Here is a 25,255-nt window from a genome sequence, read left to right as displayed (position 1 = left end):
TGTTTGCTATTTTTTAATCGATTGGTCTTTTCTTCTCTTTTGGCACCTACTTTTCAAAATTTTGTTATTAAAAGAATAGGTCTTCCTTAATTTATAAAAACAAAACTAGGTTGCTTTCATTCCTTATTGAGATGATAGAAAGCGTCAAGCTAAAAGAAGAATATAGTTGGTTTAAAAAACAGTTAAAGTCAGAAAGGAGCATTATCGATTCGATTTCTCTTATGTCGAGTTTTTTATTTTTAAATCTCAAAAGGGATTACTTTTATTTTTATAGGTTTATACTTGCCAATATAAAAATTTTAAAGCGATTTTTTTTTACTAAAACACGTTTTGTTATTATGCTATTTTAAGCCTTTAAATTGGGGGGTAAAAAAAGGAATCGCTAATTTTAACTACTATTTTTTTAATAATTAAAAGTCTTGGGTACAGATTGTCAATTTGTTGTATTTAACTTAATAATGATGAATAATTCGCAATGATTTTTTGTTAAAAGGCTTTTTATTGATTAATCTGTAATTGATTTGTAATATAATTGCTAATAAAGTGAAGTAATGTGTTTTTTGAGCTCTTATTTTTGTGTTTAATATATTTTTAGTATTAAATTTTTAAGGTATTAATTTTAAAATCGAAAACGTTTTCGGCACAACGAAAACGTTATAGTTTGGTAAAATCTTAATTTTATCATAAAATTATAATTATGTTTGATGTCAATATTTAAACAAACCATTTAAACAAATTATTAACCAACTTATTTATTACGTATGAAAAATAGTCTAATTAAAGGCTTGATGGTGTTTCTAACGATGCTGTGTACAAGTTTGACTTATTCGCAAGATGTGTCAGGTACAGTATCGGATGCCAGTGGTCCACTTCCAGGGGCTTCTGTCATAGTTAAAGGAACAACAAATGGAGCACAAACTGATTTCGATGGAAAATTTACTATCAAGAATGTTGGCTCAAACGCAGTTTTAGTTTTTAGTTACATTGGTCTTAAAACTCAAGAATTAAATGTAGCAGGAAAAAGCACAGTTAATGTGGTATTAAATGAAGACTCCGCTGAATTAAAGGAAGTTGTAGTGATAGGCTACGGTTCAGTGAGAAAGAAAGATGCTACTGGTGCAGTGGATCAAATTAGTGCAAAAGATTTTGATAATGTTTCTTCTCCGTCGCCTGCCCAAATATTAAGAGGTAAGGTAGCGGGTGTTCAAGTTACACAATCTAGTGGTGAACCAGGCGCTGGTGTAGCAATTAGAGTACGTGGTAACTCCTCTATTCGTTCAGGGAATAGCCCATTAATCGTTATTGATGGTGTTCCTTTAGATGGTGGAAATGTTTCAGGTGGAGGAGATGACCTATTAGGTAGTTCTTCTGCTAAAAATCCATTAAATTTTGTGAATCAAAATGATATAGAAAGTATAAGTGTATTGAAAGATGCCTCTTCAACTGCTATCTATGGTTCTCGTGGATCTAATGGGGTAATCGTTATCACAACTAAAAAAGGAAAATCTAATGTACCACAAATAAATTACAGCTCTTCTGTACAGTTTAGTAAAATGTCAGGTAAGTTTGATGTGATGAGTGGTGATGAATTTGTTGCTGCAGGGGGTATAGATAAGGGATCTAGAAGTTATGATTGGAAAGACGCCATTTTAAGAAATGGTTTTTCTACTAATCATGATTTATCTTTTGCTAAAACTACAGAAAATTCGAATACTAGAATTTCCTTAGGTGCTTCTAGCACGGATGGTATCGTTAAAAATACAGGATTGGATAAATACAATGCTACTATTTACAATTCAAATGATTTCTTCGGAGGTGCTTTGAAAATAGAAGAAAGAATTATCTATGCCTCTTTAAAGGATGAAGCGACGTTATTATCCAATAATGCAGGTTTTATTGGTAACTTAATTGGTTCTTCTTTATATTGGAATCCAACTCTACCTATTTATAATACAGATGGATCTTACAATGTAATAGGTACTGATTATTTAAATCCAGTGCAGTTATTAGATGCTTACAAGGATAATTCACTTACTAATAAATTATTAGCTAGTGTTAATACAACTTGGAAAATTAATAGTAAATTAAAATACCAATTCTTATTTGGTATTGAAACGTCAAATTCTACTAGAAAAAGTCAGTTGTTGCCAACGATTCAAATAGCAGGTGTAGCACAAGCAACAGATCCAGCTACTTTAGTCACGAAATTCGGGCAGGCTAGTATTTCTAACTTGAATAAATTCAATAGAACTTTTGAGCATACCTTGAATTATAACAATGATTTTAGTGATAATTTTAATTTGGATGCATTAGTTGGATATTCATACTATGATTATACGGCAGATGGAAGTACAGCTACGGGTAAAGGGTATAGTCCTTTACAAACGAATTTAATTGACAATATTGAAGGTGGTTTGAGAAATGAGTTTAGAGTTAATTCATTCAGAAATAGAGTAGAATTACAGTCCTATTTTGGAAGAGTTAATGCAACCTTGTATAAAAAGTTAATTGTAACGGGTACTTTGCGTGCCGATGGGTCTACTAAACTAGGAAAAAATAACAAATATGATTATTTCCCTTCTGTAGGTATTGCTTACAAAGTGATTGAAGATCAAGAAGGGTTGTTTAATAGTTTCAAAGTTAGAGGGAATTATGGTATCACAGGAAACCAAGAGTTTGCACCTAACTCTGCTATTGCGAGAGCTTCTTATTCACTCGATGGAGGTCTTGGTGAGCAAATTAACGCAAATGAAAATTTAAAATGGGAAACTACTAAATCGTATGGTATAGGTGCTGATTTTGAATTGTTCAACAATAGGTTGACAGGATCTGTAGATTATTTCCAAAGGGATACCAAAGATTTAATTTTTCCAGTTCCAGCCGCTTCTTCTCAACCAGGCCCACCAGCGCCGCGTTTTGTGAACTTAGCCGGTAACTTAATCAATAAAGGGGTAGAAGTTTCGTTGAATTATAGCGTAATTAATACGCAAGATTTCACATGGGATATTTCAGGGAATGCTTCCTTCTTATCAAATGAAGTAAAAAACTTTCCAGGATTTATTGCTACAGGAGCGTTAAACGGTCAAGGTTTGTCTGGAGCTTATGCTCAAGTAGTTACAACTAATTATCCTGCCTATACTTATTATCTCTATGAGTGGAGAGGGTATGATGCTGATGGGATGTCTATTTATGCAGATGCAGCCGGTAACGATACGGGTTTAGGTACTGCAGATAAAAAATTATTAGACAAACAACCTTTACCTAAAATCAATGTTGGTTTCAATACTTCTTTAGCATACAAAGGCTTCGATGCTAGTGCTTCTTTCTACGGAGCATTTGGTCACTACATCTATAATAATACAACTAACGCCAATTTCGCTAAAAGTGCATTTAGTGGTGATCCAGGTAAAAACATAACCCTAGAAGTAGCGACATCGCCTCAATCTACAGCGGATGTTTCTGCACCATCTACTAGGTATTTAGAAAAAGGGGATTTCTTTAGAATGGGTAATTTAACTGTAGGATATACTTTCAAAGGAGATGTAATAGAGAGATTTAAAATGAAATCAGCTCGTTTCTTTGTAAATGCGTCTAATTTATTTATTATCACTAGCTATTCTGGATCTGATCCAGAGGTGGATACGGATAAATCTTTGAATGGAGTGCCTTCGGCAGGTATGGAATACTTATCGTATCCAAGAGAAAAAAGTGTAGCTGTTGGTATTAACGTAACATTTTAATTAATAGAACAATGAAAAGAATAAATATTATAAAAAGCATCTTTTTTGTAAGCACAATCGCGTTAGGCGTAAGTTGCACCAATTTAGATGAAGAAGTATTAGATGGTTATATTAATAGTGCTGAAGAGGGTGGCGCTATTAATACTGCGGCTTTATTGCAATCATCTTATGAAGGATTGCGAAGCTTTGAAACTCAAGGGCAGATGTTTGCTTTGGATGAAATGTCAACAGATGCCTTAGTGGGACCAACACGAGGTGGTGACTGGGATGATAATGCTACTTGGAGACAAATTCACGTACATACCTGGGCACCGGATCATAATGAGGTAAGAAATGCGTGGAATGCCTTGTTGTCTAATGTTTACAATTGTAGTTTAGTAGTTGAAAATGGTACAGCTGCTGAAGTGCCTCAGGCTCGTTTTTTGAGAGCTTTCTACTATTATAATGTAATTGATTTGTTTGGTCAAGTTCCGTACAGAGAAGCAGGTTCTAAGTTAACAGATGATCCAAAAGTATGGACTAGAACTGAGGCAACTGATTTCGTAATTAGCGAATTAGAAGCTGTGGTTGCTCAACTACCTGCAAGAACAGTTAATGACGCCAGTTTCGCAAACAAAGATGCAGCGCATTTTCTATTAGCTAAATTGTATTTGAACAAAGGAGTATTTACCGCTGCTGCTGCTGCGGGTCCTTACACATTTGCTCCTGCTGATATGAATAAAGTGGTAGAACATAGTAACGCAATTAGTAGTAGCTTAGCTTCAGATTATTGGGATAATTTTAAACCTGCGAACAACACTTCACCAGAGATCTTATTCTCGGCTAAGAACATAAGAGGTGGAGCAGGTGGAGGAATTCAATACCACTGGAGAATGTCAATGCACTACAACCAGACTCCGGATGGATGGAATGGTTTCTCTACTGTAGCAGAGTACTATAATAAGTTTAATCCAAATGATAAACGTATCAAAAATGCAGATCCTGCAATTATAGCTGCTTTTGGTAATCCAGTAGGTTTCCAAGTGGGACAAATGTTTAAACCAGGAGGAACTGTTGCATTGAAAGACAGAAAAGGCAATCCATTATTTTTTACTCCAGCAGTAACTCTAATTACAAGCGGAGCTACTTTGGAGACGGCTGGTATCAGAATGCAAAAATACATTCCAGATGTAGCTAACATTAATACTCCTGATAATGACTATGTATTCATGCGCTATTCTGATGCTTTATTAATGAAAGCGGAGGCAATTTTAAGAGGGGGTTCCGGAAGTGTTGGAACTATTATGACTGACATTGCTGCTAGAACAGGTCAGGCGGCATCTGCTGCTACTTTGGATGGAGTGTACTTAGAGAGAGGAAAAGAATTGTGGTTGGAAGGGTGGAGAAGAAATGATATGGTTCGTTTTGGAAAATTCTTAGCAATTAGAGAATTGAAACCTTATGTTTCTGCGGATAAATATATTTTATTTCCAATTCCTGCAGATGCATTGTTTAATGCGAATTTGACACAAAATCCAGGTTACTAAAGATTTGTTTACTATTTATTGTTTTTTGAGTTAGTCATAAAGAGGGTATTTATTACCCTCTTTATTTTATAACTATTTTATTCTTTTTTATACCAATATTATATAAATTAGGCAATTCTAATTCATACAATTCCCTAACTAAAATGCCACAATATAATATGTCAAATCGTTTTGTCTTATTACCCTTAATTATTCTACTTTTTTCCAATTGTTCCAAAGAAAATTCAGAAAATAAAGACGCTTTGTTTTCCAAATTAGACGCTTCTAAAACAGGAATTAATTTTGTTAATGAAGTAAAGAATGGTGCGGATATGAATATATTCAAATACCGAAACTTTTATAATGGTGGCGGTGTTGCTATTGGAGATATCAACAATGACGGTCTTTCGGATGTATATTTTACTTCAAATCTTGGAACCAACAAATTATATTTAAATAAAGGAAATTTCGAATTTGAAGATATTTCTAAAAAAGCAGGTGTCGAAGGAACCAAAATCTGGTCAACAGGCGTGGTTATGGTCGATATCAATGCTGATGGATTACTAGATATTTATGTGTGTAACGCAGGTAATAGTTTGGGAAACCAACAAAAAAACGAACTTTTTATAAATAATGGCAATGCAACTTTTACTGAAAAAGCAGCCGAATACAATCTAGCGGACACCGGTATTACTACACATGCTGCTTTTTTTGATTATGATAAAGATGGGGATTTAGATGTTTATATTTTAAACAATAGTTTTATTCCCGTAAGCAGTCTTAATTATTCCAATAAAAGAGATTTAAGAGATAAAGATTGGGATGTTGCCGAAATATTAAAAGGTGGAGGCGATAAACTATTGCGTAATGATAAAGGAAAGTTTGTGGATGTAAGTGAAAAATCAGGTATTTACGGTAGTTTGATAGGCTTTGGACTTGGAGTTACAGTAGGAGATGTAAACGGAGATTTGTATCCGGATATTTATATCTCGAATGATTTTTATGAGCGGGATTATTTATACATCAATAATAAAAACGGAACCTTTACCGAACAAATTCAGGGATGGACATCGCACATCAGTCAATCCTCCATGGGAGCTGATATGGCCGATGTCAACAATGACGGGAAAGCCGATATTTTTGTAACGGATATGTTACCGGAACCGGATGAACGCTTAAAAACAACAACCAATTTTGAAAATTATGATTTATTTACTAGAAAAATAAATCTTGATTTTTATTATCAATATATGCAGAACACGCTGCAAATTAACGACGGTACGAATCAATTTGTTGAATTAGCAAATTATGCTGGTGTCGCTAAAACTGACTGGAGTTGGGGCGCTTTGTTGTTTGATATGGATAATGATGGTTACAAAGACATCTATGTTTGCAATGGAATTTATAATGATTTAACTAATCAAGATTTTGTGGACTTTTTTGCTAATGAATTTATGCAAAATATGGTAGTTACTGGTAAGAAAGAGGAAATTCAAACCATTATCAGTAAAATGCCAACAACGCCAATACCCAACTACGCATTTAGAAATAATAAGAACTTGACTTTTACAAATGAAGCTGTGAAATGGGGATTTGATACGCCAAGTTTTTCTAATGGTGCAGCTTATGGCGATTTAGACAATGACGGCGATTTAGATTTGATTGTCAATAATGTCAATATGGAATCATTTGTTTATCGCAATAATTCAGAGAAAAATAAAAAGAACCAGTACATAAAAGTAAAATTAAAAGGAGAAGGTCAAAATAAATTCGCTGTGGGGAGTATTGTTGAACTATTTTCAGGAAAAGAAATTCTCAGACAAGAGTTGATTCCTTCGCGAGGTTTTCAATCGTCTGTTGATTATATAATGACTTTTGGAATTGGCACAAAAAAAATAGATTCCATACAAGTAATTTGGCCAAATGGAAAATTCCAAACGGTAAAAAAAATAACAAAGAATACTACATTAAATCTAAATATCCTAGATGCTAAATTTGATTATACTATAAAAAACAAGGTATCAAAACCAGTATTTGTAGAAAAGAAAACACCGTTTGTAGCGCATAAAGAAAATGATTATATTGATTTTGATTATGAAGGATTAATATCGAAAATGCTTTCACAAGAAGGTCCTTCTCTTGCCGTTGCGGATATAAATGGTGACGGAAATGAAGATGTGTTTATTGGCGGAGCCAAAGGGCAGGCTGGTAAAATATATTTAAATAATGGGAATGGTAATTTTACTATAACTTCACAGCAAGACTTGGATGTCGATTTTAATTTTGAAGATACGGCAGCCAGTTTTTTCGATGCAGATAATGATGGTGATCTTGATTTGTTAGTAGGTTCAGGTGGAAACGAAAAAGCGGATCAGGCCAACTATATAAACCGTTTGTATTTAAATAACGGTAAAGGAGTTTTTGTAAAAAGCAAAACTAATATGCCAACGACCAATAATAATGTAGCTGTAATTGCTCCTTATGATTTTGATAATGATGGTGACATTGATGTATTTATAGGAAGTCGAAGCGTTCCCGGTGTGTATGGAATTGATCCGAAGCATTTGTTATTGGAAAATGACGGCAAAGGGAATTTCACTAATGTAATTGACAAAAAGGCATTCAAAATTAATACGGTTGGAATGATTACTGATGCCATTTGGGAAGATATTGACAATGATTCCAAAAAGGATTTAATCTTGGTTGGGGATTGGACCGCTCCAATGATTTTCAAAAATACCGGTCGAAGATTGACTGAATATAAATCGAATCTTATTGATTATAAAGGTTTCTGGAACGCAGTGCGTTGTGTGGACTTAAATAATGATGGTAAGAAAGATTTAATTTTGGGTAATAAAGGGACAAATACTCCTTACAAACCAGCTGCTGCAAACCCATTGAAATTGTTTGTCAATGATTTTGATAATAATGGAACTATTGAACAAATAGCAACTCAATCAATTGAAGGTAAAGATTTACCAATAAACTTAAAGCAAGAATTAGCGCGACAGATTCCATCGATTAAAAAGAAAAATTTGAGTTACAAGGATTATGCTACCAAGACCTTTCAAGAATTATTTGTCCCGGAAATAGTTAGTAATTCGATACAAAAGACAGTCAATATACAAGAGAGTATCGTTGCAATAAATAAGGGAAATGGTAAATTTGAGATTAAAACACTCCCAAAAGAAGTTCAATTCTCGTCTGTAAATTCAATTTGTGTAATGGATGTAAATAGTGACGGAATTTTGGATTTGGTATTGGGAGGAAATCAATACGAATTTAAACCACAGTTTTCGAGATTGGACGCCAATTACGGTAGCGTTCTTCTAGGTAGTAAAAACGGAACTTTTTCCTGGTTGCCTTATAATCAATCTGGTTTCTTCATTAGAGGAGAGGTGAAAAACCTGAAGCTAATTAAAGACAAAAATAAAACGGTATCGATCATAGCGGTTGTTAATGATAATACACCAAAAATATTTAGACGCAATGAATAATTATTTTATAATAGGATTGGCTTTATTGCTGTTTAGTAGTTGTTCCAAAAAGGAAGGGAAGTTATTTGAGATGTTGCCTTCGGAGGAAAGCAATATTTTATTTAACAACCAACTTTTGGATTCTAAAAACATTTCCATTTTAGATTACTTGTACTATTACAATGGTGGTGGTGTGGCTCTTGGCGACATTAATAACGATGGTTTAGTTGATATTTATTTTACATCTAATCAAGGAAAAAACAAACTGTATTTAAATAAAGGGAACAATAAGTTTGAAGAAATTTCGGCAAAAGCTGGAGTAGAAGGTCAAAGTGATTGGAACGCCGGTACCGTTATGGCTGACGTAAATGGAGACGGTTATCTCGATATTTATGTTTGTGCGGTAGTAGGAATCAATGGTTTCGAAGGTCAAAATGAATTATTCATCAATAATAAGGACAACACTTTTACAGAAAGTGCAGCTGAATACGGATTAGATTTAGATAATTACAGCTCTTCGGTAGCATTTTTTGATTATGATTTAGATGGAGATTTAGACATGTATTTATTGAATCACGCCGTACACTCTGAATCCTCTTTTGGTACTGCTTCCGTTCGAAACAAAAGAAGCTATGAGTGTGGAGATAAATTATTTCGCAATGATAACGGAAAATTTGTCGATGTAAGTGAACAGGCAGGAATTTTTGGCGGTGCCAATGGATATGGATTGGGATTGGCAGTTTCTGATTTTAATTTAGATGGTTATCCAGATATCTATGTGGGAAATGATTTTCACGAAGATGATTATTACTATTTAAACAATGGAGACGGAACTTTTACCGAAAGTCTCAAACAGTATTTTGGTCATACTAGCCGATTCTCAATGGGGGTCGATGTTGCCGATGTTAATCATGATGGTTTTCCTGATATTCTGAGTTTAGATATGTTGCCCGAGGATGAAAAAGTTTTGAAATCGTCGTTGGGGGATGATAATGTACAAATGCTAAAAATGAGAACGGAGAAATTGGGCTATCATTACCAGTACACGAGAAACATGCTACAATTGAATCAAGCTGGAAACCACTTTACCGAAACTGCTTTGCTAAGTGGTATTGCAGCAACAGATTGGAGTTGGAGTACTTTATTTGGAGATTATGATCAAGATGGGGAGCAGGATATCTTTGTGAGTAACGGAATTCCAAAGCGTCCAAATGATTTGGACTATGTGAAATATTATTCAAATGATCAAATAAAAAGTAAAATTAACACCACAAAGTTATTGGATAAAGAGGCTTTGAAGCGAATGCCAAAGGGGAATGTAACGAATTATGTTTTTCAAGGGGCAACTGATTTACAATTTAAAAACCGCTCGAAGGATTGGATAGAAAATGATTCTATAATCTCAAATGGTAGTGGTTATGCTGATCTCGATAATGATGGGGATTTGGATGTAATCACTAATAATACGAATGCTATTGCTTCAGTTTACATCAATAAAACGGATGCGAAAGCAAACTATTTAAAATTGAAACTTCGGTTTACAGGAAAAAATACTTTTGGAATTGGAGCCAAAGTGATTTCGTATTCGAAAGGTAAAAAACAATTCAAGGAACTGCAGACTACCCGAGGATTTCAATCTTCATCTGAACCAATAATCCATTTTGGCTATGGTAGAACAAAACAAATTGATTCATTAGTGGTGGTTTGGCCTGATAAGACCTACCAAACATTGAAAAATGTTAAAACGGCTCAAACGCTAACTATAAAAGCAAATAAAGACAGGAAAGCTTTTGATTACAAAAAGTTACATCCTACTGTTTTACCCATTTTCAAAAAGGTAGAAACAGGATTAGGAATCGATTTTACACATCAGGAAAATGATTATGTCGACTTTTTAGTTCAAAAATTAATCCCGTATCAACGGTCAGATCGAGGTCCTGCAACGGCAATAGGGGATTTAAACGGTGATGGAAAAGAGGATATATTCTTTGGTGGTTCCAAAGGTAAAAAAGCAATGATCTATTTTCAAAATGCTACTGGATTTGTAAAAAATAAAGTTACTGAAATCGAAAAGGATTCTGTTTTTGAAGATGCCTCCGCGGTGATTGGAGATTTCAATAATGATAAATTAAATGATTTGTATGTTGCTTCCGGTGGAGGTGAAAATGCAGCTGACTTACAGGATCGTTTGTATTTGAATAAAAGCAATCAATTCCTTAAAGCAGCATTGCCTAAAATAGCACAAAATGGCTCCGTTGTTAAGGCTTTTGATTATGATAATGATGGAGACTTAGACCTTTTTGTGGGTAATAATTCCATAAATAATAGATTTGGTAGCCTTCCAGATGGCTACTTGTTAAACAATACAAAAGGAGTTTTTACGGTGGTCCAAAACAAAACCTTTGAGAAAATTGGAATGGTTACGGATGCTGTTTTTACTGATTTCAACAAGGATGGAAAAATGGACTTAATTGTAATTGGAGAATGGATGAAACCTACATTTTTCGCAAATAAAAACGGTAAATTTACGGATGTAACAGCAAGTGTTTTTCCAGAAAAAAGCAATGGATTATGGCAGTCCATAATTCCTTTTGATATCGATCAGGATGGCGATCAAGATTATTTAGTTGGGAATTGGGGTCTGAATTCAAAATTTAAAGCGTCCGCTGATTTTCCAATGAAGATGTATTACGATGATTTTGATACTAATGGAAATTTTGAAACTATTGTGGCAATAGAAAAAAACGCAAAATACTACACAACTTTAGGGCTGGATGAGTTAGCGGAACAATTCAGCGGAATGCTAAAAAAGAAATTCAATAGTTATAAATCCTTTGCAGGAAAAACACTGGAAGAAGTTTTTGATCCAAAAATACTTGAAAAAGCAAAATTATTTGAAGTACATAATTTGAAATCGGGTTATTTAAGAAACGATAAGGGGAAATTTACTTTTGTTCCCTTTTCTAATAAAATGCAAGTCGCACCAATTACTAGTTTTGTAAAATCTAATTTTGATTCAGATGCCAGAGAAGAAGTTTTTGCTGCTGGAAATTATTTTGGAGTTTCTCCATACCACAGCAGATTTGATGGTTTTTCAGGAGCTTTAATCAAAAATGAAAAAACTATATTTTTAGGCAATCAAATAGGAATTGATTTAACTCAAAAAGCAGTTAAACACCTTGATATTATTACTTTAAATGGCAAAAAATACATGCTGGTTACCATCAACAATAAAAAAGCAGAACTTTACGAAATGCCTTCTGCTAAAAATGAAAAAAAAAGCAACCTACAAATTAATAAAAAATGAAAGCAAAAATTTTTAGTATTGCCATAATTAGTCTTCTTTTTATTTCTTGTAAAAAGGATAAATCGATTGTCGTTACTACCGATGAATATCATGCTGCAATAGATAATGTTACTCAAATCATGATTCATGATATTTTTTCGCCACCTGTTGCCAGTAGGATTTTTGTGTATCCAAACATTGCGGCTTATGAAATCATGGCTCAAAACAGTAAGACGTATATCAGTCTTCAAAATCAATTGAACGGACTGGATTCTATACCAAAGTTAGATTTGAAAAGCGGCGTGAATCAGCCTTTGGCAGCTCTTGTAGCACACATGGAATTAAGTAAGCAATTAGTTTTCTCAGAGGAAATAGTAGACAAATTCAGAGATAGTTTATATCAGAAATGGACTGACGAAAATGAAGAAGAGTTTATAGTTTCTAAAGAATACGGACTAAAAGTTGCTGAGCGCATCAAGAAATGGATGGCAAAAGACAATTATAAAGAAACTAGAACCATGTCTAAATTTTCGGTTTATGCCAATCAACCAGGAAGATGGCAACCTACACCGCCAGCATACATGGATGCCGTGGAGCCACATTGGGGAGAAATAAGGACTTTGGTTCTCGACTCTGCCGCTCAATTCAAACCAATTCTTGCTTTTGCATTTTCGTTAGATAAAAAATCTCCATTTTTTAAGGAAGTTCAAGAAGTCTATGATATTAGCAAAGAGATGGTTAAAAAAGGAGATAATTCAGAAGAAATTAAAATTGCTCAATTCTGGGATTGTAATCCTTACGTTTCGGTCTCCCAAGGACACATGATGTTTGCCAAAAAGAAAATTACACCAGGAGCTCATTGGATAGGAATTGTAAAAATTGCATCAAAAAAATCAAATGCTGACTTTGCTAAAACAGTTTTTGCCTACACGAAAACCTCGATTGGTATTTTTGAAGGTTTTATCAGTTGTTGGGATCAAAAATTCAAAAGTAATGTAGTGCGTCCGGAAACAGTAATCAATCAAAATATTGATGAAAATTGGAAACCCTTATTGCAAACGCCTCCTTTTCCAGAATATACTAGCGGTCATTCTGTGGTTTCAACATGTTCAGCAATAGTTTTAACCTCAGTTTTTGGAGATAATTTTTCGTATATAGATGACACTGAATTACAGTTTGGGTTGCCAAAAAGAAATTTCGGATCCTTTAACGCCGCCGCTCAGGAAGCGGCTATGAGTCGCTTGTATGGAGGAATTCATTACAGAGCCGCCATTGTAAACGGAATTGATCATGGTAAAACCATAGGAAATTTTATTGTCGAAAAATTAAAGATGATTAAAGAATAATGACAGTCAGAAAAAAAATTATAATAGTTTGTAGTGCGTTTTTATCCTTGTTTTTAATTTGGTATTTATTTGTAAAGAAGACTGATTATTGCATTTCGTTTAAAGTAAATGCAGCTACTGGAACCGTTTTTCAAGGAATTCAGGAATGGTCTGTTGTTCAATTGGAAAAAGAAAAAGAAAAGTATACGATTGTAGAAAAACGAAACTTTGATTTTATTAAACAAGAAATGAAAAAAGGAGCGGTCCAAATGGAATATACGTGGGATATTACCGCTATAAACGATTCGGTGACTAAAGTGAATGTTGGGATAAAAGATAGAAATCATAGTTGGTACAATAAACTAACAACGCCATTTTTTAATACAGATTTCAAGCAAGAACAAATCAAAAAAGTAATTGATTTTAAGAAAGGTTTGAGCGAACATTTGAAAAATTTTAAAGTAAGAATTGATGGAGAAGGAACTTCGGAAGAAACATTTGTAGCCTACATTAATTTAAAAAGTGTTTTGCAAGAAAAAGGACAAACAATGATTCGAAACGATGCAATGATTACCGGTTTTTTGTTTGAAAATAAAATAAAAATTATAGGAAGACCTTATGTTGAAATTACAAATTGGGATTTAGATCAAGAAACGATTGATTTCAATTATTGTTTTCCAATTGATAAAAACACAAAAATCATTGAAAATGAAGTAGTAAAGTTCAAAACTTTAACAGCAGTCAAAGGATTGAAAGCGACTTATTTTGGAAATTTCAGAACCTCAGACAGAGCTTGGTTTGCGCTACTGGATTATGCAAAAAAGCACAATATTGCATTGGAAAATAAAGTGTTGGAAAATTTCTTATCAAATCCTTTTAATGGAGGAAATGAATTGGAATGGGAGACCCGAATAATTGTCCCTTTTGCATCAAAATAGAAAGGTTTTTTTAATTGATTTAAATTATCGAAAACGTTTTCGGGTCTTCCGAAAACGTTTTTGTTTTTATTCTGTTTTTAATTGGCAATATTAAAATTAAATTTAGAAAAAATTAACAAATTAACCATCTAGAATGAATTTAAAGGTAAAATTAAGCTTCTGGCAGATAATCAATATGAATGTTGGTTTTTTTGGAATACAATATAGTTTTGGCTTGCAACAAAGTGCTGTAAATCCCATTTATGATTTTTTGCACGCCAGTCCGGACCAAATTCCGATTCTGAATCTTGCGGGACCATTAACGGGATTACTGATTCAGCCTATCATAGGTGCAATGAGTGATAAAACATGGCATCCAAGATGGGGAAGGCGCAAACCGTACTTTTTTATTGGAGCCATAATTTGTAGTATCGCTTTATTTTTATTTCCATTCAGCAGTTCACTTTGGATGGCAGCTGGTTTACTTTGGATTCTAGATGTGGGTAACAATACTGCGATGGAGCCTTATCGCGCTTTTATTGCAGATACACTAGATGAAGAACAACAGCCAATGGGCTTTCAAGCACAAAGTTTCTTTACTGGTTTTGGGCAGTTTTTAGCGTATATCTCTCTTTTTCTGTTTCCAATTGTCTTTGTTGGATACACAGGTTCTTTGCCCACTTGGATATACGCTTCCTTTTTTCTAGGTGCTGTACTCTCTGTTACTTCTATTTGGTGGAGCATGAGTAAAACCAAGGAAATTCCGCCTACTGAGGAAGAATTGGCTGTTTTGAAAGCGGAGCCTTTAAATGTTTTTTCTCCTTTTATTGATATCTACAAAGCAGTTTTGGAAATGCCAAAAGTAATGTGGCAGCTTTTCTTGGTGTACTTGTTTCAATGGTATGCGATGATGTGTTATTGGCAAAATAATTCAAAAAGTATTGCATTATCCGTTTGGGATGTAACCCCAAAGAACCCTGCAGGCTATGAAAAAGCGGTAGAATGGAACGGGTTAATCGGTGCATTTGGTTTTATAGTTACCTTTTCAATTGCTTTTTATTTGGCAAAATTAGCCAAAAAGCATGGTGCTAAAATGATTCATTTTGTGTGTCTGTTATTTGGGGCCGTTTCTTTTTTATGGTTTCCAATGGTGCAAAATCAGTATGTGTTTTTTGCAGTGGTTATTGGTTATGGAATTGCATGGGCAAGTATGATGGGAATTCCGTATTTGATGGTTGTTGCTGTTATTTCAAAAGAAAGATATGGCGTGTATATGGGTATTATTAATATGATGATTGTGATTCCTATGATTATTCAAAACCTATCATTTGGTTATATACTAAGGAATTTTCTAGACAATGATCCACGTCAAGCAATAAGTTTTGCGGGTGTATTATTAGCGATTGCAGCACTATGCACACTATTGATAAAAATAAAAAAGATAAAAGTAAGTGAATAATTCAATAAACAACAAGATGGATAAAATAGACATTCTTTGTGTAGGTGAAGTTCTTGTTGATTTCATTGGGCATCAAGAAGGAGTATTGATAAACGAAACAAGAGATTATCACAGGTATTTAGGCGGTTCCCCTACTAACGTTGCTATGAATTCCACCCGATTGGGTTTAAATACTATCATGGTTGCAACGGTTGGGAAGGATGGTTTTGGGACATATATTGCGGAGCGACTTGGTGATGTTGGAGTGAATACGGATCATTTGAACATTTTGGAAGACAAATCTACAAGCGTGATTTTTGTTTCGAGGTCAGATGGTACTCCAGATTTTATACCGTATCGCTCTGCAGATTGTTGTATTTATGAAGAGCAAATTTCAAGCGAAACACTAGCAAATACAACCATATTTCATACTACCTGTTTTGCATTGAGTAAAAATCCTGCGCAAAAAACGATCTTAAAAAAGGCGCAAGAAGCATATAACTTAGGTTGTAAGCTGAGTATCGATGTGAACTACGCAAGAAAACTATGGAAAAGTCAAAAGAAAGCGTTTAAAGTAATTAAAACCTATTGCCAATTCAATCCATTGATAAAAATTAGTGAGGACGATATGCTACGCCTTTTTGAGAAAGAGCTACCTCATGATGAAATTTTTCAGTTTTTTCATGATCAAGGTGTGGACATTGTTTGTTTGACTTTAGGTAGCAAAGGGGTGAAATTATCTCAAAAAGGAGAAAAAGTAATTGAAATGCCAGCGATAAAGATTGATAAGGTTATGGATACTACAGGCGCTGGTGATGCATTTTGGTCCGGATTTTTATTTGCTTATATCAAGGAAAAATCAATCCAAGAATGTTTAGATATTGCTTTAAAATTAGCCGCTTTAAAATTGCAAAATGTGGGTCGATTACCGGATAATATCAATATCCTTTCAAAACTTTTATAAAATATCATGCAACAAAATAGTACAAAAATTAGCAACGGCGTAATGCTTAATGTGTATCCAGATAGTATTGGTGAAAAATTAAGTGATACGATTGAAATGCTCAAAATGACCGAATTCAAAGATGTTTTTTCTTTGTTATATGTCTTGCCTACCTTTTTCAATAGTGACTTAGATAGAGGTTTTTCTATTATTGATTATGATATTAATAGAGATTTAGTAGATTCTAAGGACTTAAAAGATTTAGAAGAACTTCAAATTAAATTGAAATTTGACATTGTTTTAAACCATCTTTCTGTTGCATCTCCTCAGTTCAAAGACCTATTGCAACATGGAAATAAATCTAAGTATAAAGATTTTTTTATCAATTGGAATGAATTCTGGCAGGGAAACGGTGTTAAAAATGAAGATGGAATTATCATTCCAAAACCAGAGTTTCTCAACAAGTTATTCATGAGAAAGTCGGGATTGCCAATCCTAAAAGTGCGTTTTCCAGATGGTTCAGAACAACCCTATTGGAATACTTTTTATCAACAAATCACCTACAATTCAATCACAATAGATGAGTTGGAAAACATAAAAGGATTAACGGAAGCGCAATGTTTATATATTGTTCCTGTCATTAATCAGGCCATAGCAAATAATCAAGATTTTTCAATGATTGATTTTAAAGATTGTACGCCATTAAAAATCGATATTTTACAAATTGTAGAACAAAAGCGTTCCTATTTAGGGCAAATGGATGTCAATGGGAAATCATCTTTGGTTTGGGATTTCTATGAAGAGACCCTGAAAAAGGTTAAGGGTTACGGATGTACTATTCTCCGTTTAGATGCTTTCGCCTATTTGCACAAACAAGTTGGGGAGTCCAATTTTTTTAACAAACCGGGAACTTGGGAATATCTAGAACGTATTAATCAAATCGCACAAAAAAATAATTTGATGCTTCTGCCAGAAATTCATGCAGAGTATGGTTTGCATATACATGATGAGGTTGCTACTGAAGGATACCATATTTACGACTTTTTCTTGCCAGGTTTAACGATACATACTATCGAAAACAAAACTAGTAGTGCTTTGTTAAGCTGGGCCAAAGAAATTATTGCTAAAGGATATAAAACAGTAAACATGTTAGGTTGCCATGATGGAATTCCTGTTTTAGACTTGAAAGGCAAAGAGGTAAATGGCTTTTATAATAAAGGATTGTTAGAGGATGCCGAGATTGAAGGGATAATGACTACAATAATGGAACGTGGTGGACGTGTAAAAAACTTATACGATCCTTCAGGAAAGAAAATTTCTTATTATCAAATCAATGCTACTTTTTTTAGTGCTTTGGGAGAAGACGAGCAAAAGTTGCTTTTAGCAAGAGTTATCCAAATGTTTGTTCCAGGAATACCACAAGTATGGTACTTGGATATTTTTGCGGGAAAAAATAATTACGAAGCGGCAGATAATGGCGGTAGTGCAGGACATAAAGAAATCAATCGTACTGCATTGTCAATGCAGGATATTGAGCAAGGTTTGAAAACTGACGTTGTTCAGAAACAGTTGCAAATTATTCGTTTACGTAATACATCTGCTGCTTTTTCAGGTCAAGTAGAAATTAACGATACTGATGCAACTGGTATAGATATAAAATGGGTGAACGGTGACGCGCTTGCGCATTTAAAAGTGAACCTTTTAACAAATAGTTTTACGATTAACCACATAGAAAACGGAATCACAAACAATATGAGTTTTTAAATTTTGTATTGGAATTTAAAAAAGCAGACCTGTTAAAATATTAAAATGAATCTAGATTGCAGAAATCAAATCACATTTAAGAATATTTAATTACTGAACTATAATTTAGTACTAAATTATAGTTCACCTCAAACATAAGGTAAAAGATGAAAAAAAGTACGGTTAAAATTGCCATGTATCTCAATTACTTTGTATTTGCAATTCTACTGAACAGCGTGGGAATTGTGATATTAAAGGCACAAAAAAATTATGGCGTTGATGAATTGCAGGCAAGCGTTCTAGAAGCTTACAAGGATTTACCTATCGCTATAGTGTCCTTTTTAATTGCTTCGTTTTTGCCAAGGCTTGGGTATAAAAAAGCCATGCTTATTGGTCTGGCCTTGGTTTCTGTGGCATGTATTAGTATGTATTTTGGAAATTCATTTGATATGGCCAAGGTGCTTTTTGCCACTGTAGGCGTCTCATTTGCGTTGATAAAAGTGTCTGTTTATTCGCTTATTGGAACAATTACGGAGAATCAACAAGAACATAATAGTTTGATGAGTAGCATAGAAGGTTTATTTATGATTGGAATTGCGCTTGCTTATTTCTTATTTCCCGCTTTTAATTCTGATGCCAATCCTGATGCTTGGTTGAATGTTTATTGGTTGTTAGCTGGGATTTCGTTATTGTCATTTGGTTTTTTATTTTTTACCAAATTCGAAAATCAAAACGAAATTCCGGGTGTTGATTTAGCCGATGACTTCAAAGAAATGTTCAAATTATTCGCAAAATTATTGACGATTGTTTTTGTAATCAGCGCATTCTTGTTTGTAATGATTGAGCAGGGAATCATGTCTTGGTTGCCTACTTTCAATAGTAAAGTGTTGCATTTACCAGAGAATATCAGTATTATGATGGCGAGTATTTTGGCTATTTCATTGGCTGTAGGACGACTTTTGGCAGGAGTAATTACAAAAAGGGTCAATTGGATTTGGGTACTTAGTTTTTGTATTGTAGCAGCTATGCTGATTGTAATTTTTGTACTTCCTAAAACAGTTGGTTTAGAGGTTAAAGAAATCAATTCGCTTGGCGATATTCCAATAATAGGATTTGCTTTTCCATTAGTGGGGCTTTTTATTGCGCCTATTTATCCGCTATTAAATTCGGTGGTTTTAAGTGCTTTGCCAAAAAAATTACACAGTTCCATGACGGGTTTAATAGTCGTCTTCTCTGCACTTGGGGGTACTTTGGGTTCTAGAGTTATTGGTTACTTATTTAAAAATGAAGGACCAGAAAACGCCTTTTATTATACTCTAATTCCAATGTCGTTATTGCTTATTTCTTTCTTTATTCTAAAAAAACTCACCGCTAAATCATGAAATTCTCACTGAACATAGATAAAACTTTTCGGGAACTTTTACTTCAAGAAGATACTGATCAAGATAAAAAAATCACCAAAGACGACCAAGGCCCTAAAAGATTTGTGTTAATTGACGAAAAGACAAAGCAAGAACAGGTTATTGCGGGAACCTACTATTTGTCAAATTTACTTCAAGAATTAGCAGTGCTAAAAGAAAGTAAAATGGAGATGGGTGAAGTGGACTTAGCCCGAATACAAGAAAATCCTGTCGATCGAATTTCAAGAAAAATCAAGTATGATTATTGGAATGAGCTCACTAGAACGATAGACAAGAAAGGCTTGGCTCAGATTCTTGAAGACGAAAAAACTAATAGTGATGTTCCAACACTTTATGTTGCTGCAACGGACAAACAAGGGGTTTCTTATTTTCAAGATTTAGAAAAAGAACTTCAGAATTTCAAAGTAGCTATTCTACCTGTAAATTATTCCATGGAATATGTGGCTACTTTAAACAATAAACCAGGGATTTTAGCTTTGGCTTTAGAACAAAAAATATATAGTTTGCAAGGAGTTCCATTTGTAGTCCCTGGCGGAAGATTCAATGAAATGTATGGCTGGGATAGTTATTTTATTGGTATTGGTCTTTTAATCGATAACCAACTCGAAAAAGCCATGGCTATCGCGGAGAACTTTAAATACCAAATCACACATTACGGCAAAATTCTGAATGCAAACCGAAGTTATTACTTGACAAGAACACAACCGCCATTGTATTCTTCTCTGATTGTTGAAATTGTAAAAGAAAATGTGCCTAACCAAGAATGGTTAAAGAGCCATTTGGAGGCCATTATTTTAGAATACAATACGGTTTGGATGGAGTTAGGAAACCGATTGACAGAAACGGGTTTGAACCGATATAAAGCGGAAGGCGTTGGAATGCCCTTTGAAGTGGAGCCTGGTCATTTTGACGATGTTTTAGCGCCTTATGCTAAAAAATATAATATGCCGATTCGCGCATTTGAGAAAGAATATTTAGAAAGAAAATTGGTTGACGCTGATTTGGATCTGTATTTTGTTCATGACCGAAGCTTGCGTGAAAGTGGTCATGACACAACGGATCGACTTATAAATAGGTGTGCTAACTTAAATTCCGTTGATGTAAATAGTTTTCTTTATAAATACGAAAAAGACATTGCTTATTTAATTGCAACCTATTTTGGGAACACCTTTCAAATTGGAGATGTAAAGTGTACTTCTAATGAATGGGAACAAAAGGCTGCATTTAGAAAAGAAAAAATTAATGAATTGTGCTGGAATGAAGCTGCAGGAATGTATTTTGATTATGATTTTGTAAACCAAGAACAATTTCCATTTGAGGCAGCTACAACCTTTTTTCCTTTGTGGGCAGGATTGTGTACTGAAAATCAAGCTAAAAAATTAGTGGAAGTAGCCCTGCCGCATTTTATAAAAATAGGTGGAATCACAGGAAGTACGAAGGCGAGTAGTGCTAATGTCTCCAAGGATGAACCGCAACGACAATGGGATTATCCTTTTGGATGGGCACCACATCAAATGTTGCTATGGGAAGGGTTGCTTAAGTATAACTATTTAGATAAAGCACAAGAAATGGTGTACCGATGGTTGTGGTTAATTACCATAAATGCTATAGAATACAATGGAACAATTCCAGAAAAATTCGATTTGGAAATCAGTTCACATAAGGTTTTTGCCGAATATGGTAATGTAGGAACCGAATTTGATTACATCGCAAAGGAAGGTTTTGGTTGGATGAATGCGTCCTATCAATATGGATTGCAAATTTTAAGCGCGGAATTAAAAATAAAATTAGGAGAATTGATTGCACCAGAGGATCTATTTTAATGCTAAAAAATATTTTTGTTGTTTGAATGCATATTTTTTTTAACTTTATGATTCACTAAATGAATCAATTATGACTGTTAATCAAATTTTAAGCACTAAAGGAAAGGAAGTATATTCCATACTTTCCACTAACACTGTATATGAAGCATTGACCGTGATGAGCGAAAAAAACATTGGAGCAATTCTTATCATTGAAGGTACAGTTTTGAAAGGCGTTTTATCTGAAAGGGATTATGCTCGAAAAATCGTTTTGAAATCAAAATCTTCAAAAAAAGCTTTTGTTCATGAAATCATGGAAACAAATGTGGTGACCGTGAGCCCATCGGATAATTTAGAGTATTGCATGGAATTAATGAGTACAAAAAGAGTACGACATTTACCTGTTTTGGAAAATGAAATTGTAATAGGGATTATTTCTATTAGTGATGTAGTAAAAGCTATTATCGAGATGCAAAAAGATACGATTCAGCATTTAAACTCTTATATCACCCAATAAAAAGGAGCTAAACGAAAAACTAAAAATAGCTGCATTTTTTGCGGCTATTTTTATTGGTGGTTGTTATTGATGGTGTAATTTTTATAAAAGAATAGGATAAAAGCTGACTTTTTAAACCAAGTCTTCTATCTTTGTAAACTAGAATAAAATCTAAAAACAATGGAAAAGAATAGTAAAAGAAGAGAAGCATTATTATACCACGCAAAGCCAACTCCTGGTAAAATTCAAGTAGTTCCCACTAAGAAATATGCAACACAAAGAGATTTGTCTTTGGCCTATTCTCCTGGTGTGGCTGAGCCGTGTTTAGAAATCGCAAAAGATGTAAACAATGTTTATAAATATACCGCTAAAGGAAATTTAGTCGCAGTAATCACAAATGGAACCGCCGTTTTAGGGTTAGGGGATATTGGACCGGAAGCCTCTAAACCAGTAATGGAAGGCAAGGGATTGTTGTTTAAGATCTTTGCTGATATTGATGTTTTCGATATCGAAATTGGAACAAAAGACATTGAAGAATTCATTCAAACGGTTAAAAATATAGCACCAACTTTTGGTGGAATTAATCTTGAAGATATTAAAGCACCGGAATCTTTCGAAATCGAAAGAAGGTTGGTGGAAGAATTGAATATTCCTGTGATGCATGATGATCAGCATGGTACGGCCATCATCTCATCTGCGGCATTGTTGAATGCATTAGAATTAGCAGATAAAAAAGCAGAAGACGTAAAATTAGTGGTTTCAGGAGCTGGTTCCGCTGCACTTGCTTGTGCTAATTTATACGTTTTACTGGGTGTGAAAATTGAAAATATTTTTATGTTCAATAGCAAGGGATTGTTAACTAAAGACAATCCAAAACTATCTGAATTGCAATTAAAATATGCTAAAGATATTCCTTCCGTGAGCTTACAAGAAGCATTAGTCAATGCCGATGTGTTCTTAGGATTGTCAACGGGAGATATCATGTCGCCGGAAATGTTGTTGGGAATGGCTGATAATCCAATTGTTTTTGCAATGGCAAATCCAGATCCAGAAATCGACTATAACTTAGCTGTTGCAACTCGGAAAGACGTAATTATGGCTACCGGTCGTTCCGATTATCCCAATCAGGTAAACAACGTGCTTGGGTTTCCGTACATTTTTAGAGGCGCACTTGATGTTCGTGCTACTAAAATAAACGAGGCGATGAAGATGGCAGCTGTAAAAGCATTAGCGGCATTAACAAAGCAATCCGTTCCTGAACAAGTTAATATTGCTTATGGCGCTACCAAATTAAATTTTGGTAGAGAATATATTATTCCTAAACCTTTTGATCCAAGATTAATCACGATTGTTGCTCCGGCTGTTGCCAAAGCAGCAATGGATTCTGGTGTAGCATTGAATCCTATCACGGATTGGAATAAATACGAAGAAGAACTTTTAGATCGTTTAGGAAATGACAACAAAATGCTCCGTTTGATTACAAACAGAGCTAAAATGGATCCTAAAAAAATCGTTTTTGCTGAAGCAGACCATTTAGATGTGCTAAAAGCTGCTCAAATCGTATTGGAAGAAGGAATTGGTTTTCCAATTTTATTAGGTAATAAGGAAATTATCTTAGAATTAAAAGCAGAAATTGGTTTTGATGCGGATGTTCAAATTATAGATCCTAAAATTGATGAGGAAAAAGATAGAAGAAATAAATTTGCTACAACGTATTGGTCTTCTAGACAAAGACGTGGCATTTCCTTTTTAGATGCACAAAAATTAATGCGGGAACGCAATTATTTTGCCGCAATGATGGTTAATGAAGGCGAAGCTGATGCACTGGTAACAGGACATTCCAGAAGCTATCCTGCTGTGGTTAAACCCATGCTGCAATTAATCGAAAAAGCACCGGGAGCTTCTATTGTTGCTACTACTAATATGATGATGACGGCTCGTGGGCCAATGTTTTTGTCCGATACGGCGATAAACATCAATCCATCTGCTGATGATTTAGCTAAAATAGCAATCATGACCGCTAAAACGGCTAAAATGTTTGGGGTAGAGCCAGTTATTGCAATGATTTCATTTTCTAATTTTGGATCCTCTACAAACGAAAATGCAGCCAAAGTAAGAGAAGCAGTTTCTTATTTACATAAAAATCATCCTGATATTATAATTGACGGGGAGATTCAAGCAGATTTTGCCTTAAATCCAGAATTACTAAAAGCGAAATTTCCTTTTTCTAAATTAGCAGGTAAAAAAGTAAATACGTTAATTTTTCCAAATCTAGACTCTGCAAACATCACGTACAAACTTCTGAAAGAATTAAATAAGATTGATTCTATTGGGCCTATCATGTTAGGACTAGGAAAACCAGTTCATATATTTCAACTAGGTGCTAGCGTAGAGGAAATGGTAAACATGGCCGCTATTGCAGTAATCGATGCTCAGGAAAAACAGGCAAAGAAAACCAAGCAGATTTAATTAAATGGGATCAAAGTAAATAGTTAAAGTTGTCAGTAAAACATAAAAGTATGTTAATTTCATTATATTTGGCAATATTTTATTAATCATGATCGCACATTTACAAGGAAAATTAGCTGAGAAATCACCAACGCATATAATCATAGATTGTGGCGGCGTAGGCTACCATGTTAATATTTCCCTACATACGTATTCTTTATTACCCAATACCGATTTTATAAAAGTATATACGCATCTTCAAATTAAGGAAGATGCGCATACACTTTTTGGTTTCATAGAAAAGTCAGAACGAGAGATCTTCAGACTTTTACTATCCGTTTCCGGAATAGGAGCAAGCATCGCGCGAACTATGCTTTCTTCACTTGACCCAAAACAAATCACTAATGCTATAGCATCTGCTGACGTAGTTACCATTCAGTCAATTAAAGGGATAGGGAGTAAAACTGCCCAACGCGTAATCTTAGATTTAAAAGAAAAAGTCTTAAAATTATATGATTTAGACGAAGTTTCTATGTCGCAAAGCAATACAAATCGAGATGAAGCGTTATCAGCTTTGGAAGTTTTAGGATTTGTACGAAAAACTTCAGAAAAAATTATAGAAAAGATTGTTAAAGAAGATCCGGATGCTTCTGTAGAATCAATCATTAAAAAAGCTTTAAAAAATCTTTAAAAGGTATTCAAGAACCCCGAGTTG

General features: G+C 34.2%; 14 protein-coding genes. All 14 read left to right on the top strand.

Annotation, left to right across the window (positions count from 1 at the left end; genetic code table 11):
* Nucleotides 1-761: 761 nt before the first annotated feature.
* Nucleotides 762-3,740, top strand: a complete 2,979-nt coding sequence (locus tag BUC11_RS04090) for a SusC/RagA family TonB-linked outer membrane protein (RefSeq protein ID WP_245793753.1) — start codon at nucleotides 762-764, stop codon at nucleotides 3,738-3,740.
* 11 nt (nucleotides 3,741-3,751) lie between these two features.
* Nucleotides 3,752-5,266 carry a RagB/SusD family nutrient uptake outer membrane protein gene (locus tag BUC11_RS04085; protein ID WP_073352170.1) on the top strand — a complete coding sequence of 505 codons (1,515 nt, stop codon included), beginning with the start codon at nucleotides 3,752-3,754 and terminating at the stop codon, nucleotides 5,264-5,266.
* 158 nt (nucleotides 5,267-5,424) lie between these two features.
* The gene (locus BUC11_RS04080) at nucleotides 5,425-8,742 is read left to right on the top strand and encodes a VCBS repeat-containing protein (protein ID WP_073352168.1); all 3,318 of its coding nucleotides are present in this window, start codon (nucleotides 5,425-5,427) and stop codon (nucleotides 8,740-8,742) included.
* Nucleotides 8,735-12,028 carry a VCBS repeat-containing protein gene (locus tag BUC11_RS04075; RefSeq protein ID WP_073352247.1) on the top strand — a complete coding sequence of 1,098 codons (3,294 nt, stop codon included), beginning with the start codon at nucleotides 8,735-8,737 and terminating at the stop codon, nucleotides 12,026-12,028. Before BUC11_RS04080 ends, BUC11_RS04075 begins: the two co-directional genes overlap by 8 nt.
* Entirely contained in the window at nucleotides 12,025-13,353 is a 1,329-nt protein-coding gene (locus BUC11_RS04070; RefSeq protein WP_073352166.1) for a vanadium-dependent haloperoxidase, read from the top strand. Before BUC11_RS04075 ends, BUC11_RS04070 begins: the two co-directional genes overlap by 4 nt.
* Entirely contained in the window at nucleotides 13,353-14,270 is a 918-nt protein-coding gene (locus tag BUC11_RS04065; RefSeq protein WP_073352165.1) for a GyrI-like domain-containing protein, read from the top strand. Before BUC11_RS04070 ends, BUC11_RS04065 begins: the two co-directional genes overlap by 1 nt.
* Before the next feature lie 133 nt (nucleotides 14,271-14,403).
* The gene (locus BUC11_RS04060) at nucleotides 14,404-15,708 is read left to right on the top strand and encodes an MFS transporter (protein ID WP_073352162.1); all 1,305 of its coding nucleotides are present in this window, start codon (nucleotides 14,404-14,406) and stop codon (nucleotides 15,706-15,708) included.
* A 16-nt stretch (nucleotides 15,709-15,724) separates the two neighbouring features.
* Entirely contained in the window at nucleotides 15,725-16,651 is a 927-nt protein-coding gene (locus BUC11_RS04055; protein ID WP_073352245.1) for a carbohydrate kinase family protein, read from the top strand.
* Nucleotides 16,652-16,657: 6 nt separating this feature from the next.
* Complete coding sequence (locus BUC11_RS04050) at nucleotides 16,658-18,394, top strand: alpha-amylase family protein (protein ID WP_073352160.1); 1,737 nt, start codon at nucleotides 16,658-16,660, stop codon at nucleotides 18,392-18,394.
* A gap of 146 nt (nucleotides 18,395-18,540) precedes the next feature.
* On the top strand, nucleotides 18,541-19,755 hold the full coding sequence (locus tag BUC11_RS04045) for an MFS transporter (protein ID WP_073352159.1): 1,215 nt from the start codon (nucleotides 18,541-18,543) through the stop codon (nucleotides 19,753-19,755).
* A complete protein-coding gene (locus BUC11_RS04040; RefSeq protein WP_073352157.1) occupies nucleotides 19,752-21,617 on the top strand; it encodes a trehalase family glycosidase in 1,866 nt (621 codons plus the stop codon). Before BUC11_RS04045 ends, BUC11_RS04040 begins: the two co-directional genes overlap by 4 nt.
* A 70-nt stretch (nucleotides 21,618-21,687) precedes the next feature.
* Nucleotides 21,688-22,113, top strand: coding sequence for a CBS domain-containing protein (locus BUC11_RS04035; protein ID WP_084129505.1), 426 nt, complete (start codon nucleotides 21,688-21,690; stop codon nucleotides 22,111-22,113).
* A gap of 159 nt (nucleotides 22,114-22,272) precedes the next feature.
* A complete protein-coding gene (locus tag BUC11_RS04030) occupies nucleotides 22,273-24,561 on the top strand; it encodes an NADP-dependent malic enzyme (protein WP_073352153.1) in 2,289 nt (762 codons plus the stop codon).
* Between the two features lie 88 nt (nucleotides 24,562-24,649).
* Nucleotides 24,650-25,231 carry a Holliday junction branch migration protein RuvA gene (gene ruvA, locus BUC11_RS04025; protein ID WP_073352151.1) on the top strand — a complete coding sequence of 194 codons (582 nt, stop codon included), beginning with the start codon at nucleotides 24,650-24,652 and terminating at the stop codon, nucleotides 25,229-25,231.
* The last annotated feature ends 24 nt before the right edge of the window (nucleotides 25,232-25,255 follow it).

This window comes from Flavobacterium xanthum (assembly GCF_900142695.1).
Taxonomy (GTDB): Bacteria; Bacteroidota; Bacteroidia; order Flavobacteriales; family Flavobacteriaceae; genus Flavobacterium; species Flavobacterium xanthum.
The sequence above is the reverse complement of the archived record's forward strand: the minus strand, read 5'-3'. Positions and strand labels throughout refer to the sequence as shown.